The following is a 16,259-nucleotide window of genomic DNA, read 5'->3' as shown; positions in this document are numbered from 1 at the left end:
TGGATCGTCACCCTTTGTGTCGTTTCGGCCTGATGGGGCGGCTTTGGTTCGACGGTCCCGGACCTGGGTGACATCGAAGCTGTTTCGATGGTAGCTGCGTGTAAACGATCATTTGACGCAGGGTGCAACCTTTTGTCTGAGTCTTGTGTCGCACTCCGCGGGGTTCTCGCCGGCCGGTGACAGGGCGGAGATCAGACGAGCCCCAGCACCGAGATGAAGCGCCGGGCGGCGCCGCCCCCCGCCTCCAGCGCGACCTCCCGGGCCCGGACGGTGTCGAGGTCGTCGAGCAGGGCGGCGTCGATCTCGGCGGCGGCCAGGCCGTCCCGGCTGCTGCCGGGCCGGGCCGCGGCGGTGTAGAGCCGTTCCAGGTCGGCTTCGGCCGCCTCGAACGCCGCCTCGTCGAAGTCCCAGTCCAGGCCCCACGGGCGGGCGAGGCAGAGCAGCCGCAGCGCGGCCGGCTCGTGCCGGGTCAGCAGGTCGTCGACGTAGGCCAGGTTGCCCAGCGACTTGGACATCTTCACACCGCCGACCCGGACAGTCCCGGAGTGCAGCCAGGCGCGCGCGAACGGGCGGACGCCGGTGGCGCGCTCGGCGAGCAGCGCCTCCACCGCATGGTGGGGGAATCGCAGGTCCGCGCCGCCCGCGTGCAGGTCGACGCTGGATCCGAAGGTCGACAGGACCATCGCCGCGCACTCGGCGTGCCAGCCCGGCCGGCCGGCGCCCCAGGGGCTCGGCCAGCTCGGGAAGTCGCCCCCGGGTGTGGCTGCCCGCCAGACCGCCACGTCGAGTGGGTCGTCACGCTCCGGATCGTGCGGCTCGTCGTTGTACTCGGCGGCGAGCCTGACTGCCTCCGCCCGGTCGATCCCGGCGCTTTCCGCCGCCTGGGCCGCGCGGGCGTAGACACTGCCGTTGCGCTCGTAGGCATCGCCGGAGCGGAGGAGGGCCACCGCGAGCTCGATCACCCGCGAGACGGAGGCGCGTGCCGTCGGCTCGTGGTCGGGCGGGCGGATCCCGAGGGCCACCATGGTGCGGTCGAAGGCGAACCGCTGCATCGACGCGACCTGGTCGTACGGCATGCCCAATCGGCGTGCCTCGGTGAACATCGCGTCATCGACATCGGTGATGTTCCGGGCCAGCTCCACCTGCACACCGGTGGAACGCCAGAGCCGGACGGCGAGGTCCGTCCACAGATAGGTCGCCGCATGGCCGAGATGCGTGACCGCGTACGGTGTGATACCGCACACGTAGATCCGGGCCCGACCCACGACCGGGAGGGGCGATCCGGCGAGCCGGAGATCGGGGCGCATCGGGTCCAGTGCGACATCCATCACCTGAGCATGCCACCAATGCGATCGGGCTGCCGGGCCCTCATGAGGACAGTGCCCAGGTCCACTACCAGCGGCGACATCGGGTTCCAGGGACGTTTCCGGACCCGCCGGGGGTCATCCGGACAGTTCCCGGGTAGACCGTTCAGGGCAGGGGATCCAGCCCAGGACGGGCCGGCGCGGCCGGAGCGTCCTGACCTGCCGGACCCCCACGGGGAAGCCGTGGCCCGCCCGGCGCCCCCCGCCGGGCGTAGATGCCGCCCGAAGGACTCATCCGGGGGAGTGACGATCCGTCGCGCAACATCCATACTTTGGGGCTCGCCACCTGATCGGCCAGTCCGCGGGCCGATCGATCCCGGGGGGGATCGGGGGTCGCGAAAAGGCTTAACAAGGGAGGGTGGGAAGGACGCCCTGTTGACCTGGGGGCGTCTGCCCGGAAAGCTTCGCCTGGATGGTTCACGCGGTACACGGACCATCTGGTGTTCCGCCGTCCACGTCTGCGCGGGCGTGGTCGGCCTGGGGGGTTGGTCGTAACCAAGAAAGGCCTCGAGAGAGGGGCGTCCGTGCGAACGCTCGAACCCACCACCCTCGACCTCGACGCGATCGAGGTGGACAAGCTCAACAAAGGCGTCACGCTCAGTCTGCTGATACCCGCACGCGGGCCGGAGGCGGCGCGAACGCTCGGGACCATCATCGCGCTCAACCGGCAACGCTGGATGCAGGAGCGCAGCGTCCTCGACGAGATCGGAGTCGTCGTCGACCCCTCGTCGGACGGGGACGAGCACGATCTCGTCCGCATTGCGACCGAGGCGGGTGCGAGCTGGGTCGTCCGCGGCCAGTCCGTGCTCGAGCGCCATGCGGGGCGTGAGGCGGCCACGGTCGGCGGCAAGGCCGGCGCGATGCGCAGTCTTGCCTATCTGGCCTTCGGTAACCGCCTCATTTTCCATGACGCCGACCTCGAAAGTTATGACCCGACCACGGTAGGTGTGCTCGCGGCCGCGGCCACGGCTGGGAACGCCCCGCTTTTCGTGAATGGGAGTTCGCGCAGGGTGACCGGTGACGGTCAGCCCGGCGGGCGTACGACGGAGATGCTCCGGTCGTTGCTCTCGAAGCAACTCGCTCGTTATGTGCCGTCCATCACGCGGACAATCCAGCCATTGATCGGGGAGTTCGTCATCGACGCCGACGTCTTTGCGGCGCTCGCGTTCTCCCGCGGTTACGGGGTGGAGACCTCCCTGAAGGTTCTCGCCCTCGACCTTCTCGACTACGCGGACTGTCTCCAGGTTGAGCTGCCGATCAAGTACCAGGTCGGTCAGCACTACCACAACCTGGTGAAGCAGTTCCACGAGATCAGTTTCACAATCGACGTCCTGGAGGCTTACTTCCAGCGGCGCCGACTCGATCCCCATGTCGCCATCTGGCAGATTGCCGACAACTACGACCTCCTTTTCCCGGGACGCACCTACGCTCTGCACCGCCCACCCGGCTACGACGAGATCGACTTCGTCCCACGGCTGGGGTTCTACCAGCCGCTGGCGACGGCGTCGGCCTACCAGGCGCGGCTTCCCGAGATCAAGAGCGCCCGCCGCGCCGCGCTCGACACCCTCGGCAGGCGGATGCGGGCCTCCGCCTGACGAACCCCTGCCGCGGCACGGCTCCGGCCGCCGCCGCGTCGCACCGACGCGACGGCGGCCGGAGCCGGGCGGCGCGCATCGGCCGGAGCCGGGCGGCGCGCATCGGCCGGGGCCCGGCAGCGGGCATCGGGCCGGTGCGACGCGGCAGCGGCCCGGCGAATGTCAGGTCGGTGCGAGCGTGTGCTGTTCGGTGAGATCGGCGCGCCTGATCACCTCGGCGAAGTCGACCGGGCCGCGATGGCCGATCCGGACCAGCGCGCCGATCATCTGCTGGTCGAACAGCTCGGCCGAGTCGGCGAGCGGTGGCGGCAGATGGTCGAACAGATCCAGCGCGATCAGGCCGTGCAGCTGCGTCCACACCAGCATGCAGGCGGCTTCGGCGGCCGGGCCCAGGTCGGTGCAGTCCCATTCCTGGAACCGCGCGCGCAGGCCGGGTGACAGCTCGGCGTCCAGCACGCCCAGGTCGACGATGCCGGCCTCGACCACCTCCTGCATGCACCGGAACAGCACCGCGACGGAGCGCTCCACCTCGTTCTGGACGGCGGTGGGGCGGCCGGTGAGGTCGGCCGGCCGCGGGCCGAAGATCAGCGTGTACTCGGTCGGATGCGTCTTCGCCCAGCGTCGGTGTGACCGGGCGACCAGCAGCCAGCGCACCATCTGGTCGTCGGCGGGGGCGGCGCGGAAGGCGGCCTCCAGCGTGTCGGCGAGTGAGCTGTAGGCGTCCCGCGCGAGTGCGGAGATCAGCGCGGACCGGCTGTCGAAGTACCGGTAGATCGCGGACGGGGTCATCCCCATCGCGCGCGCGACGGCACGCAGCGAGAGCGCGGCCGCCCCGTGCTCAGCGAGCTGTTCGTGGGCGACCGTCTTGATCTCGTCGATCGTCGTCTGGCGGATGCGTTCGCGACGTGGGACGGGATGGGTCACCGCACCATGCTGGGTCCCGGTCGCGATCGGTGTCAACTTTCGAGAACACTGCTCTTGACGGTGGCGTCGATCTCTGCGAACACTGTTCTCCCAAGAGACTGCTTCTCTCGGGAGGGTCCCGTGTTCACTGTTGTAGCGAAGATCGTCACCCGTCGGCCACGACTTGTCCTGCTCCTCACCCTTGTCGCGCTGCTGGGTGCCGGAGTGGTGGGCATGGGCGCCTTCGGCAAGCTCGAGTCGGACGGTTTCGACGACCCCGCCTCACCCTCCAGCCGGGCGGCGGACCTGGTGGACGAGAAGTTCGGCGGCGAGCCGAACCTCGTCCTCCTGGTGACCGCCCGGCCGGAGGTGACCGGCCCGGACGGGCGGGCGGTCGATGATCCCGCCGTGGCCCGGGCGGGCCGGGAGCTCGCGGAGGACCTGGCCCGCGAACCCGGAGTCACGAACGTCTCGTCCTACTGGACGGATGCCCCGCCGCTGCGCTCCGACGACGGCCGCGCAGCGCTCGTCGTCGCCAGCGTGGACGACGACCACACCGAGGACCTGGTGGCCCGCTTCGAGGACGCCTACGAGGCAGGCCAGGCCGACCAGGGCCCACCGGGCGGAGCCGCCGCCCCGGTCACGGTGCGCCCGGGCGGCGCCGCGACGGTCGGCGAGGACATCAACGGCCAGGTCGGGGCCGACCTGGCCATCGCCGAGTCGATCGCCATCCCGATCACGACCGTGCTGATGATCATCGCCTTCGGAGGGCTGGTGGCCGCGCTCCTCCCTCTCGGGATCGGGCTGCTCGGCATCCTCGGCGGTTTCGCCGTGCTCTCGGTGGTCGGCAGCCTCACCGATGTGTCGATCTTCGCCGTCAACCTGACGACGGCCCTCGGCATGGGCCTCGGGATCGACTACGCGCTGCTGATGGTCAGCCGCTTCCGCGAGGAGCTCGCGGCCGGCCGGGACCGTGCCGAGGCCGTGACGGTGACGGTGCGCACCGCCGGGCGCACCATCCTGTTCAGCGGCGCGACGGTGATCGTCGCGCTCGCGGTGATGCTCGTCTTCCCGCCGTACTTCCTCAAGTCGATGGCCTACGCCGGCATCGCGGTCACCGCCGTGGCCGTGGTCGCCGCGGTGGTCGTCCTGCCGGCCGTGCTGATGCTGCTCGGATCCCGGGTGAACGCGCTGCGGGTCGGTGGCCTGATCGGGCTGTTCCGCCGCCGCCGAGCTGCCGATGCCGCGGCGCGGGCCGACGCTGCGACCGGAGCCGGAGCCGGAGCCGGAACGGGAGCGGCCGCGGGCACGGGCGCTGCTGCGGGGCGGGAGGTGCCGCGGGAGGTGGTCGAGTCGCCGTTCTGGCGCCGGGTGGCCACCGTCACGATGCGCCGTCCGCTGCTCGCCGGCCTGCCTGTCGTCGCCCTGCTGCTGGTACTGGCCGCCCCCTTCCTGCACGTCGAGTTCGGCACCCCGGACGACCGGGTGCTGCGCGCGGACGCCTCCAGCCGGGCGGTCGGTGACGTCCTCCGCTCGGACTTCTCCTCCAACGACGCGGGGGCCGTCGTCGTCGTGGTGACCGGCCCGGCCGACCGCACCGGACCGGAGCAGGTCGCCAGCTACGCCGCCACCCTCTCCGAACTGGACGGCGTCGCCCGGGTCGACAGCTCCGCCGGCAGCCTGATCGACGGGCGGACGGTCGCGCCACCGAGGGAGCCCGCCAGCCGCCACACGGCCGAGAACGCCTCCTACCTGCGCGTCGTGCCGTCCGTGGAACCGCATTCGGAAGAGGCTCAGGCCCTCGTCCACCAGATCCGCGACACCGCCGCCCCGGCCGGGACCGAGGCGCTCGCCGGCGGGCCGTCCGCTGTCCTCGTCGACGGCAAGGACACGATCGCCGACCGTCTCCCGCTCGCCATCGGGCTGATCTCGCTGACCACCTTCGTGCTGCTGTTCCTGTTCACCGGCAGTGTGCTGCTGCCGCTGAAGGCGATCGTGCTGAACGGGATCACGCTCACTGCTGTCTTCGGAGTCGCCGTCTGGATCTTCCAGGACGGGCATCTCGGCTGGCTGTTCGACTTCACCCCGGGCCCGCTCGACACGTCCATGCCGGTGCTGCTGTTCTGCATCGCCTTCGGGCTCAGCATGGACTACGAGGTCTTCCTGCTCTCCCGGATCAAGGAGGAGCATGACGCGGGTGCGTCGAACGCCGAGGCGGTCGCCGCCGGCCTGGCCCGTACCGGACGTCTCGTGACCACCGCCGCGGCACTGCTCGCGGTGACCTTCGTGGCCTTCTCGACCTCGTCCGTCCGCTTCATGCAGATGTTCGGCCTGGGCACGGCGCTCGCGATCCTGCTGGACGCCACGCTGATCCGCGGTGTGCTCGTGCCCGCGTTCATGCGGGTCGCCGGGGACGCCAACTGGTGGGCGCCGAAGCCGCTGCGGGCCCTGCACGCACGGATCGGCCTGAGCGAGGGTGGCGCTCCCGCCGCTCCCGCCGCTCCCGCCGCGTCCGCCATGGCCGCCGCCGGTGATCCCGCGGGCAGTGCGCCGGCCGGAAGCGTGCCCGACGTCAGAACCGCTCGAAACAACGCCGGCGCTCCCAGTCTGTGACGGCCCGGTCGAAGGCGGCCTGTTCGACGTCGGCGGCCTGCGCAAGGTGATCGACGATCGGCTGGCCGAACGCGGCCCGGGCGGTGGCGCTCTCCCGCCACGCCCGGGCCGCGGCGGCCAGGGTGGTGGGCAGCCGCGGGACGTCGGGGGCGGCGAAGGCGTTACCGGTGCGCGGTGGTTCCAGCGGCAGCCGGTGCTCGATCCCGTGCAGGCCGGCGGCGATCATCCCGGCGAGTGCCAGGTAGGGGTTGGCGTCGCCGCCGGGTACCCGGTGCTCGATCCGCAGCGAGGCGCCGTGCCCGACCACCCGGATCGCGCAGGTGCGGTTGTCCAGGCCCCAGGAGATCCCGGTCGGGGCGAAGGCGCCCGGTGCCAGCCGCTTGTAGGAGTTCACGGTCGGCGCGTAGAGCAGGGTGAACTCGGCCAGGCAGGCGAGCTGGCCGGCCACGAACCACCGCATCAGGTCTGACATGGCCCCCTCGGGTGCACCAGGGCCCTCGGGTGCACCAGGGCCATCGGGTGCACCAGGGGCGGCGAAGGCGAGCTCCCCCTGGTCGCCGCGCAGGGACAGGTGCACGTGGCAGGAGTTTCCCTCGCCCTCGTCGTACTTGGCCATGAAGGTCAGGGCGTGGCCGGCCGCGCCGGCGATCTTCTTCGCGGCGGTCTTGTAGAGCGCGTGCCGGTCGCAGGTGCGCAGCGCCTCGTCGTAGCCGAAGACGATCTCGAACTGGCCCGGATGCACCTCCGCCCGGGCCGACTCCACCCGTGCGCCGGCCGCCGCCATCGCCGTCCGGATGGCCCGGACGAGATCGTCCATCCGCTCGGTGCCAGCCAGCGCGTAGTCGATGCCGTAGCTGCTGGCGGGGGTGAGCCTCCCGTAGTCCTGCCGGGCGGCCTCGCGGTAGGTCTCCTCGAAGACGAGGAACTCGGGCTCGGTGCCGGCGAACGCCCGCAGTCCCCGGGCGGCCAACCGGTCCAGCTGGCGGCGCAGCACCGTCCGCGGCGCGGCCTCGACGGCGGTCCCGTCCGGCCAGACGGCGTCCGCGATGACGACCGCCGAGCGCGGCCGCCACGGCGCGCGGCCCAGCGTCGTCAGGTCGGGGTGCAGGCGCAGGTCACCGAACCCGCCCTGCCAGGGGTCGTAGGCGTAGCCGGGCCCCGTCCGCATCTCGACGTCGACGGCGTACAGGTAGGTGCACGCGCCGACCCCGTCGGAGCCGGACCGCACCTGCTCGCGGAAGTACTCCGGTGACAGTCCCGTGCCGACCAGCCGCCCCTGCAGGTCCGGCACGGCGACGATCACCTCGTCCACGGTGCCGCTGTCGAGCAGCTCCGTCACCCGGGCGGTGCCCGTGGGCGTCCCGGCGTCCTCCGGGGCCCCGCCATCCCCGGGCGCCCCGCCACCGCCGATCATCACAGCGTGTCGCCGGACTGCTGCGTGTCGCCGGACTGCTGCGCGTCGCCGGAGTGCTGCGCGATGGCGGCGAGCGGGTTCGCCACCGTGCCGTGCAGGACGTCGAACTGGGCGTCCCGCCCAGCGCGGTCGTGGAAGCCGGCCCCGGCGAGCTGCTCCCGGTTCAGGCAGACGCGGGCGAACACCGGGCCCATCAGGTCGATCAGTGCGTGGCGCGCGGCATGCTCGGGGTGGGTCCGCTGGTAGCCGAGCACGGTGTCCCGCACGAGGGACCAGAAGCGCTCCTCGGTGATGCCCAGGTGGTCGGCGGCCAGCACCGAGAAGTACCGGAAGTGCCCCGCGAACACCGCCGACAGCACCGAGTGCGCCAACAGCCCGGCCGGCCAGTGCCGGCACAGCGCACCGGCCCCGCCGTCGGTAGCGGCGCGCTCCGGGAAGTCGCCCTCGACCAGGTCGATGTCGGCGCCGAAGTCCTTGACGGCGATGCGCCGCGGGGTCTCGTCCGCATCGAACACACAGATCACGTTCTCGCCGTGCGGGGTGAAGGCCACGCCGTACACGTACAGGTAGTGCAGCAGCGGGGGGAGCAGAGCCCGCAGGAACGCCGTGAGCCACTGCTCCGGGGCCAGCCCGGAGCGCCGGACGAGCTCGGTCACGAGCGCCTGCCCGTCTGCTCCGACGGTGAGCAGCGCGGCCATCGTCCGGGCCCGCTCGCCGGGCGCCAGGTGGGAGGCGACCGGCTCCCGCCACAGCACCCCGAGCAGCTCGTGCAGGCGGTACGGGGCGTCCGCCACGGCGTCGTAGGCCGGATGGGCCACGGTGGCACCGGCGACCTCCGCCAGCGGGATGACGCCGGTGGCCCGCAGCTCCGGGTCCTCCCGCGCCAGCCGTGTCAGCCACGAGGAGACCACGGGGCCGGCGTCCGCGTCGTCGGCGGACATCCCGCGCCAGACCAGGGTGTTGCGGATCATGAGGGCGAGCTTGACGTCTCGCCGGCCCGGTGTGTCGACGTTCGCCACTGTCCGGACGGACTGCAGCGGCAGGTACCGGTCGGGTGCCTCGCCGAGATCGACCAGCGTCCCGGTGGCCAGCTCGGCGGCGAACAGTGGCACCACCACGTGTTCCCACTGCCACGGGTGGACCGGCAGCCACCGGTACCGGTCCGCCGCCGCCGAGACGGAACCCGCGTCGGCCAGGCCCGCGTCGATCAGAGCCGCGTGCAGGGCCGCGGTGAACTCCGCCCTGGTACCCGCCGGCAGCTCGGCCTCGTACAGCGCGCCCGGGGCCAGGCCCTCCGCGGTGACGAGCCGAGCCAGGCCGGCTTCGGCCGCCAGCCAGCGCAGCCGGAACGGCGCCCGGGACTCCGGGGCGTAGCGGGCGGCGTCCGTCGCGCCGAAGCCGAGCCGCCCCTTGTTCGCGACCATGCAGGGATGCCCGGACTGATGGCCTTCGAGCTCCACGTACGACAGGTCGGCGAGCCGGCCCGCGGGCAGCGCCCCGCGCAACAGCTGGACGTCCGCGCGCTGGGTGGCCGTCACCTCGCGCACGACCTCCGCCAGGACGTCGCCCGACCAGCCGAGTGCCTCCCGTGCGTCGAGGAGGAAACGCACCGGGTCCCAGGCCGGCCCGCCGCCGCGCCGCAGTGTTCCGGCGTCCGGCCACCAGCTGCCGAAGGTGCCCCGGCGGGCGGTGAACGTGTAGGCCGCCGCCCCGCAGTCGATCCGGTACGGCGCCGGGGCACCTCGGCCGACCGGCGGTGGGTCCGGACGTCGCGCCGCCGTGCCGGCCGAGGGGTCGGGCACGGGGACCAGGAGCTCCTCGTACGCCAGCTCGGCGATCAGCCGGGTCAGCAGCGCGAGTCCGGCGGTGCGCCACAGCTCGCCGTCCGTCGCGGCGCTCACCGGCCGGCTCCGCTCGGGGTGCCGAAGGTGGTGAAGGCCGCCGGGCGCGGCAACCGGTGCGCCCGGCCACCGGTCAGGTCGTCCAGGATGACCGCCGCCCGCCAGGCGCCCAGCCCGAGGTCGGGCGCCCCCACTCCGTGGGTGTGCAGTTCGGCGTTCTGGACGTAGATCCGTCCGGTGAGCTCGTCCGCGGTCGCGAGGCGGTAGCGCTCGTCGATCCGGAAACGGCCGCCGGAGTCCAGGTCGAGCAGGTCGGCGACCGGGTCCAGCAGGGTCGGGCGGCGAGGCGCGTAGCCGGTGGCGAGCACCACCGCGTCGGTGCCGACGGTGAACGCGCGGTGCTGATCGCCGTGCCGGCAGCGCAGCAGGTAGCTGCGCTGCCCAGCCGGGCCGACGCCCGCCTCACCCGCCTCACCCGCCTCGACCGCCTCGACCGCCTCGATGGTGACGTTCGGGAGCAGCAGGGCGTCCGGCTCGGCCCCCCCGATGCTGCGCTCGTAGAGAAGGTCGTAGATCTCGGCGATCGTCTGCCCGTCGATGCCCCTGTACAGCTGCCACTGGCCGGGGACGAGGGCGTCCTTCGTCCGCTGGTCGAGCCCGTGGAAGTAGCGCACGTAGTCGGGGGTGAACTGCTCCAGCCCCAGCTTGGAGTACTCCATGGGAGCGAAGGCCGGTGTCCGGGTGATCCAGGCCAGCGCGTGCCCGGAGGTGGGCTGCGCGCGCAGCAGGTCGGCGAAAACCTCGGCGCCGGACTGCCCGGACCCGACGACCGTGACGTGCCCCGCCCCGGCGAGCCGGCCGCGCGCCTGCCGGTAGTCGGCCGAGTGGAACACCCGCGGCCCGCGCTGCCCGGCGAACGCCGCCGGCACGACCGGCTCGGTACCGACCCCGAGCACCAGGTTGCGGGCAGTGAGGGTGCGCGGCTGCCCGTCCCACACCGTCACCTCGAACAGCCCGCTGCCCGGCTGCCAGCGCACCGCCTCCACCCGGCTCCCGAACCGGGTGGAGGCCAGGGCGTGCGCCGCCCAGCGGCAGTAGTCGTCGTACTCGCGGCGCGGCAGGTGGAACCGTTCGTAGAAGTAGAAGCGGAACAGGCGGTCGTGTTCGCGCAGGTAGGACAGGAACGACCACCGGCTGGTCGGGTCGATCAACGTCACCAGGTCGGCGAGGAACGGCACCTGCAGTGTCGTCCCGTCCAGCAGCAGGCCCGGATGCCAGCGGAACTCGTCCTCCTGCTCGAGGAACACCGCCCGCAGCCCGGGCACGCCGTCGGCCAGCGCCGCGAGGGAGAGGTTGAACGGCCCCAGCCCCACCCCGAGCAGGTCGTAGGGGCCGGCCTCGTCCGGGGGCGACGGCGTCAAGGGCGGACCTCCAGCAGCGGATTGGGAATCTCCACGTAGATCGACTGGCTCGACACGGGCCCGACCAGCTCGTCGCGCCCGTCGACGCACGTCAGCAGGTTGCCCTTGCAGGGCAGCGTCGGCGCGTCCAGGAGCCGGTCCAGCAGGCCGCGGCGCGCGGCCAGGCCACCGCCGGCCGTCAGCCCCGACGCCGAGGCCGTTCCCAGTCCCGTTCTCGGCCCGGAGGTCAGGCCCGCCCGCAGGCCGACGACGGTCTCGCGCAGCACGGTGAGCAGGTCGTGCTCGTCGGCGAGCCCGGCGGCGCCCAGCGCCCCCACGATGGCCAGTGCGTTGTTCACCACTGTGTAGTAGAGGACGCGTTGCTCGACCAGGGTGTCGTCGAAGACGGCGGGCAGCCCCTCGCCGAGCCCGGGCACCTGCCGGCGGGCGGTGTCGGCGTAGGAGGCGGCCAGGTAGTAGCCCTGGCTGTCGCGGTACCAGCCGGCGACCGGCCAGCCCTGCTCGTCCAGCGTCACCAGGGTGTTCTGCAGGTGCGCCTCCAGGCCCGTCCCGCGGCGCAGGTACAGGTCGAGCACCGGGACGATGAGAACCCGCAGGTAACGGGCGTACCACTCGCGGGCGACCGCCCCCGCGTCCGCTGCCGCCCGCCCGCCGCCGGCAGCGACGCCCGGCGCCCCCGGGCCGCCGCCGCCGTCGTTGCCGCCGACGCCGACGCCGACGCCGATGCCGAGGCCGGTGAGACCGCCGGTGAGACCGGTGAGGAGATCGGCGAGCATTGACCGCCGGGACCGGCCGGGCGCCCCCGGGACGAGGTCGGGTCGGTCCGCGATCAGCGTGCCGGCGCAGACCACCCGGTCGGTGGGCCCGAACGGATTCGTCCGCAGCGAGCATTCCAGCCCGCCGCCACGCACCGACATCCACGACGGCTCCGGAACGAGCCGGAACCGCGGGTGGTGCCGCCGCAGCCAGCCGTCCGCCTCCAGCCGGGCGAACCGGGCCATCTCGGCGCCCAGCGCGAGCTCGTCGGGATGCAGCTCCCGGCGCGAGTTGGTGATCCGCATACCGAGCGACAGCTTCAGCATCACCGGTGCGTCCGGCCGCCAGACGGTGCGCAGCGACGCCGTCGGGTACCAGCGCGGGCCGGACGCTCCCAGGTCCACCAGCCGGCCGTCGCCGAGCAGGCCGGCGAGGGCCGGGCGGTCCCGGATGGCCCGTGCCTGCCAGGGATGGGCCGGCAGCACCAGGTACCCCTTCGGCGCGGGCGGTCCGCCGGTGCCGCGCAGGGACGCCAGCAGCGGCGCCGGATCGGGACCCCCGTGCCGGGCGACGTCGGGGTGCGCGGCGAACCAGTGCAACGGGAACGACCCGTGCAGCTCGGGGGAGTACCGCGCCGTCTCCGCGTCGGTCGCCTCCCCGCGGCTCTTCGCCGCCGGATGGAACGGGTGACCGGTGATCAGGGCACGCTCGGCGACGAGGAACGGCGCGGCGCTCCCGTCCCCGGCGCTCCCGTCCCCGGCGGTGCTGTCTCCGGCGGTGCCGTCAGCCCGGGCCACCGACCCGGCTGCGCGGGCGGCGATGAAGCGGGCGAGCCAGGCGGTGGAGGCGAGGATGCGGGCCAGCGCGGTGCGGGCCGCCGCCGGGGAGATCGCGGTGCCCGCCGCCTCCCGCACGAGGAGCGCGGCGAGTGGGCCGACGTCCAGTGGCGTGCCGTGCAGGCCGGGTGGGCCGAACCGGTGCCAGCCGGTGGGCGAGCGGTACCGCAGCTCCACGTCGATGTCGAGCCTGCTTGCGGGCAGCGCGATCCGCAGGTGCCCCGGCGCCGGTGGTCCGTCCACCGCGCCGCCGAGCCCGACCTCGCGGGCCCAGCAGCGGAGCAGCACCTCGGTCACGACCGCCGCGGCCTCCGCCTCCGCCTCCGCCGCGGACGTCCGCCCGGCCTCCGTCATGGTGTCCGCTCGGCGGCGAGCTGGTCCCCGGTCTCGGCGACGAGTGCGAGCAGGGCGGAGACGTCGGCGTCGGTTGCGTTCGGGTTCAGCAGGGTGAGCTTCAGGTGGACGGCCCCGTGGGGCCCGGCGGTGGTGCGCCCGACGACCGCCCTGCCCTCCTCGAGGAGCCGGGTGCGGATGGCGGCATTCAGCCGGTCGAGCCGGTCGAGCCGGTCGAGCCGGCCCGCGCGGACCGCGCGGGGCGGGACGCCGGTGTGTTCCGGCGCGCCGCCGCCGGTGTCGGGCTGGTGCTCGCCGGGTTCCGGCGGGAGGTAGCGGAACAGCACCGTGCTCAGGGCCACCGGAGCCGCCAGTTCAAGCCGCGGGTCCGCGGCCACCACCCGGGCGGCGTGCCGAGCGAGATCGTGGCAGGTGTCGACCATCGCGCCGAGGCGCTCCCGGCCCAGCGCGCGGAAGGTCACGGCGATCTTGAACGCGTCCGGGCGGCGGGTGGTGCGCAGGGAGCGCCCGAGCAGGCTGGTGTACCCGGCGAGGGTCTCGTCGGCCGGGTTCAGGTAGGCGACCTCGGCGTCAAGCCGGTCCCACCCCCGGCCTGACGGGGTGAGGAAGATGCCGGCGGGGGCTGGCTGCCAGCCGAGCTTGTGCAGGTCGAGGGCGACGGAGTCGGCCTGGGCCAGCCCGGCCAGCCGCTCGGCGAGCCGGCGGGAGAACAGGGCGCCCCCGCCGTGCGCCGCGTCCACGTGCAGCCAGACCGGGGCCGGGTGGGCGCGGACCAGCTCGGCGATCTCCGCCAGCGGGTCGATCGCACCCGCGTCGGTGGTGCCGGCGGTCGCGACGACGAGAGCCGGCCCGGGGTGGTGGGCCAGCGCCGACCGCAACGCCTGGACATCCATCCGGTGGGCGGCGTCGACCTCCACCGGGACGATTCTGCGCAGCCCGAGCAGTTCGGCGCCGCGGCGCACCGAGTGGTGGCCGGCCGCGGAGCAGAACACGGGCAGCGCCGCGGCGGCGGCCGGGCGAGACGCGGGTGCGCGGGACGCGGCTGGGCGCGCGCCGTGCCGCCCGTGGTGCGAGAGCTGGCCGAGCCAGCCACGGGGGGAGGCGGCGGTGCTCCCGGGAGCCGGCGCGGCAGCGCGTCCGGCGACATGCCCGCCGAGTAACAGGCCCATCAGGTTGGATTCCGTGCCGCCGGTGGTCACCGTGCCGACGGCGCGGGACGGGTCGTAGCCGACGAGGTCGGCGAGCGCGGCGAGCACCTCCGCCTCGATGGTGGTGCCGGCCGGAGCCTGGTCCCAGGAGTCGAGGGAGGGGTTCAGCGCGCTCACCGCGAGATCAGCGGCGACGGCGACGGTGAGCGGCGGGCAGTGCAGGTGAGCCGCGCACAACGGGTCCGCGGGATCGGCCGAGCCGGCCGACAGCATGCGGGTGAGCGCGCCGAGCGCCGCGGCCTCCCCGTCCCCCGTCGGGGGGAGCAGCGGACCGGGCCCGCCAAGAGCCTCGAGGGCCGCCTTCCGGACGTCCGCCGGCCCGCCGGAAGGCAACGGGCCGCTGCGGTCCCGCCGCCCGGCGTCGAGGGCGTCCACGGTGACGGCGAGCAGTGCCCGCAGGTCGTCGGCCGGCCGGTGACCCGGCCTCGTCATCGGGCCTGCGGCGTGCCGGCCCGCGTGCCCGCGCTGGTTTCCGCCTCCAGCGACTCCGCGAGAATCCCCAGGGCGAGCTCGGCCTCCTCGTCGGAGACCGTCAGCGGCGGCAGCAGGCGGAGCACGGCGTCGTGCCGGCCGCCGAGCTCGATGATCAATCCGCGGGCCAGGCAGGCGTCACGGATCGCCGCCGCGCGGTGCGGGTCGGCCGGGCGGGCACCCGTCCGGTCCGCGGCGGCCTCCGGGTCGACGATCTCGAGGCCGAGCATCAGGCCGCGGCCCCGGACGTCACCGACGATCGCGGTGCCTCGCCCGAGCTGGGCCAGGCCGGCCAGGAGCCGGTCGCCGACGACGGCCGCGCGCTCGCTGAGCTCCTGCGCCCGGACCAGCCGCAGCGTCGCCCGCCCGGCGGCCATCGCGAGCTGGTTGCCACGGAAGGTCCCCGCGTGGGCACCCGGGGCCCAGGTGTCCAGCTCGGCACGGTAGGCGACGACGGCCAGCGGCAGGCCACCGCCGATCGCCTTCGACATCACCAGCATGTCGGGCACCACGCCGGCGCGTTCGCACGCCCAGAAACGGCCGGTGCGGCCCACGCCGGTCTGCACCTCGTCCACGATGAGCAGGATGCCCCGGCGGCGGGTCACCTCGCGCATGGCGCGCAGCCAGGTGTCCGGCGCGGGCACGACACCGCCCTCACCCTGCACGACCTCGAGGATCATCGCCGCCGGGCTGGTGATCCCGCCGCAGGGGTCGTCCAGAAGGCGCTCGACGAAACGGGCGGAGATCTCGGCGCTGGCCGGCCCGCCCACCCCGAAGGGGCACCGGTACGGATACGGGAAGGGCAGCCGGGCGACCGCGCCGGCAGCCGGCAGCGGTTCCTTGACGGCGACCTTGCCGGTCACCGCGAGCGCGCCGGCTGTCATCCCGTGGTAGGCGCCCGTGAACGCCAGCACCGTCTGGCGGCCGGTGACGGTCTGCGCGAGCTTGAGGGCGGCCTCGACGGCGTCGGCGCCGGTCGGGCCGCAGAACAGCAGGCGCGGGTCCTCTCGCAGGCCCACGGGCAGGGTGGCGACCAGCTCCTCGGTGAAGGCGTCCTTCTCCGGGGTGGCGAGGTCGAGCACGTGCAGCGGCGCGCCGGAGCGCAGGACCCGCTCGATCGCCTCGACCACCACCGGGTGGTTGTGCCCGGTGGCGAGGGTGCCGGCGCCGGCGAGGAAATCGAGGTAGCGTCGCCCGTCGGCGCCGGTGATCCAGGAGCCGTGGGCGCCGACCGGGACGATCGGCAGCGACCGGGCGTAGGTGCGGGCCGCGGACTCCCGGGTGGCCTGGCGGGCCAGGATGGCGGCCGCTGCAGCCGGATCCGTGTTGCCGGGACCGGCCTCGGTGTCGGCCGGAGAGATCATCTTCACGGGCGACTTCCCTTCGAGCGAGCCGGATCAGGGAAGCCTAACTTCGATGAGTCCCGATCTCCGGCGTGTGGATGCGCCGAGCTTTTCCTCACTGTTGCCCCTGCGGTGCTGCA

10 protein-coding genes are annotated in these 16,259 nt (G+C 73.6%); 2 read left to right on the top strand and 8 right to left on the bottom strand.

Annotated elements, in window-relative coordinates; translation table 11 throughout:
- Positions 1-191 precede the first annotated feature (191 nt).
- Positions 192-1,328 carry a cysteine--tRNA ligase gene (locus tag B207_RS0101675; RefSeq protein WP_018634769.1) on the bottom strand — a complete coding sequence of 379 codons (1,137 nt, stop codon included), beginning with the start codon at positions 1,326-1,328 and terminating at the stop codon, positions 192-194.
- A 560-nt stretch (positions 1,329-1,888) separates the two neighbouring features.
- Between B207_RS0101675 and B207_RS0101665 the strand changes: the two genes are divergently transcribed.
- Positions 1,889-2,959, top strand: coding sequence for a glycosyltransferase family protein (locus B207_RS0101665; protein ID WP_018634768.1), 1,071 nt, complete (start codon positions 1,889-1,891; stop codon positions 2,957-2,959).
- Between the two features lie 162 nt (positions 2,960-3,121).
- Here B207_RS0101665 and B207_RS0101660 read toward each other — a convergent pair whose 3' ends face one another.
- A complete protein-coding gene (locus B207_RS0101660) occupies positions 3,122-3,883 on the bottom strand; it encodes a TetR/AcrR family transcriptional regulator (RefSeq protein ID WP_035739695.1) in 762 nt (253 codons plus the stop codon).
- Between the two features lie 120 nt (positions 3,884-4,003).
- On the opposite strand from B207_RS0101660, the gene B207_RS0101655 reads away from it, so the two are divergent.
- Positions 4,004-6,475: an MMPL family transporter gene (locus B207_RS0101655; RefSeq protein WP_035739619.1), complete on the top strand. Its 2,472-nt coding sequence runs from the start codon at positions 4,004-4,006 to the stop codon at positions 6,473-6,475.
- On the opposite strand, the gene B207_RS0101650 is transcribed toward B207_RS0101655, so the two are convergent.
- The 6 genes from B207_RS0101650 to B207_RS32075 are packed head-to-tail and all read right to left on the bottom strand — an operon-like array spanning position 6,435 to position 16,140.
- Positions 6,435-7,889 carry a glutamine synthetase family protein gene (locus B207_RS0101650; protein WP_018634765.1) on the bottom strand — a complete coding sequence of 485 codons (1,455 nt, stop codon included), beginning with the start codon at positions 7,887-7,889 and terminating at the stop codon, positions 6,435-6,437. The genes B207_RS0101655 and B207_RS0101650 overlap by 41 nt on opposite strands.
- Entirely contained in the window at positions 7,889-9,790 is a 1,902-nt protein-coding gene (locus B207_RS0101645; RefSeq protein ID WP_018634764.1) for an IucA/IucC family protein, read from the bottom strand. Before B207_RS0101645 ends, B207_RS0101650 begins: the two co-directional genes overlap by 1 nt.
- The gene (locus B207_RS0101640; RefSeq protein ID WP_018634763.1) at positions 9,787-11,151 is read right to left on the bottom strand and encodes a lysine N(6)-hydroxylase/L-ornithine N(5)-oxygenase family protein; all 1,365 of its coding nucleotides are present in this window, start codon (positions 11,149-11,151) and stop codon (positions 9,787-9,789) included. Before B207_RS0101640 ends, B207_RS0101645 begins: the two co-directional genes overlap by 4 nt.
- Positions 11,148-13,097, bottom strand: a complete 1,950-nt coding sequence (locus B207_RS0101635) for an IucA/IucC family protein (protein WP_018634762.1) — start codon at positions 13,095-13,097, stop codon at positions 11,148-11,150. The genes B207_RS0101640 and B207_RS0101635 overlap by 4 nt, the downstream gene beginning before the upstream one ends.
- On the bottom strand, positions 13,094-14,737 hold the full coding sequence (locus tag B207_RS0101630; protein WP_018634761.1) for a pyridoxal phosphate-dependent decarboxylase family protein: 1,644 nt from the start codon (positions 14,735-14,737) through the stop codon (positions 13,094-13,096). Before B207_RS0101630 ends, B207_RS0101635 begins: the two co-directional genes overlap by 4 nt.
- Positions 14,734-16,140 (bottom strand): diaminobutyrate--2-oxoglutarate transaminase family protein, encoded by a 1,407-nt coding sequence (locus tag B207_RS32075; protein ID WP_035739693.1) that lies wholly within the window; start codon positions 16,138-16,140, stop codon positions 14,734-14,736. The genes B207_RS0101630 and B207_RS32075 overlap by 4 nt, the downstream gene beginning before the upstream one ends.
- Positions 16,141-16,259 lie beyond the last annotated feature (119 nt).

The sequence above is a fragment of the Parafrankia elaeagni genome (assembly GCF_000374165.1).
Taxonomy (GTDB): Bacteria; Actinomycetota; Actinomycetes; order Frankiales; family Frankiaceae; genus Parafrankia; species Parafrankia elaeagni.
The sequence above is the reverse complement of the archived record's forward strand: the minus strand, read 5'-3'. Positions and strand labels throughout refer to the sequence as shown.

What these genes read in the sequence shown, in the direction of transcription:
- B207_RS0101675 (WP_018634769.1), bottom strand. Translation starts at nt 1,328, where the DNA reads ATGGATGTCGCACTGGACCCGATGCGCCCCGATCTCCGGCTCGCCGGA.
- B207_RS32075 (WP_035739693.1), bottom strand. Translation starts at nt 16,140, where the DNA reads ATGATCTCTCCGGCCGACACCGAGGCCGGTCCCGGCAACACGGATCCG.
- B207_RS0101650 (WP_018634765.1), bottom strand. Translation starts at nt 7,889, where the DNA reads ATGATCGGCGGTGGCGGGGCGCCCGGGGATGGCGGGGCCCCGGAGGAC.
- B207_RS0101635 (WP_018634762.1), bottom strand. Translation starts at nt 13,097, where the DNA reads ATGACGGAGGCCGGGCGGACGTCCGCGGCGGAGGCGGAGGCGGAGGCC.
- B207_RS0101630 (WP_018634761.1), bottom strand. Translation starts at nt 14,737, where the DNA reads ATGACGAGGCCGGGTCACCGGCCGGCCGACGACCTGCGGGCACTGCTC.